Genomic DNA, 246 nt, shown 5'->3' on the forward strand with positions numbered 1-246 from the left:
TGTAAAAGCTTTACGTGATTCTAATGAATACCGTGAAAATAAACCAGAGTGGATGATAATGAAAGTAATTCCGGTTATACCACCAGAATTACGTCCGTTAGTGCCTCTTGATGGTGGTCGTTTTGCAACTTCAGATTTAAATGATCTTTACCGTCGTGTTATTATACGTAATAACCGTCTTAAGAGATTAGTTGAAATTAAAGCTCCTGAAGCATACGTTTCTCATTTCTAAGAATTACTTCTGGA

General features: G+C 35.4%; 1 pseudogene. It reads left to right on the forward strand.

Annotated features, from left to right (window positions below):
* Positions 1 to 193 (forward strand): annotated as a pseudogene (locus KZZ06_RS23850) (hypothetical protein); the annotation flags it as partial.
* Positions 194 to 246 lie beyond the last annotated feature (53 nt).

Origin of the sequence: Sulfitobacter sp. CW3, assembly GCF_019392245.1 — a bacterium.
In the GTDB taxonomy this organism is placed as follows: domain Bacteria; phylum Pseudomonadota; class Alphaproteobacteria; order Rhodobacterales; family Rhodobacteraceae; genus Sulfitobacter.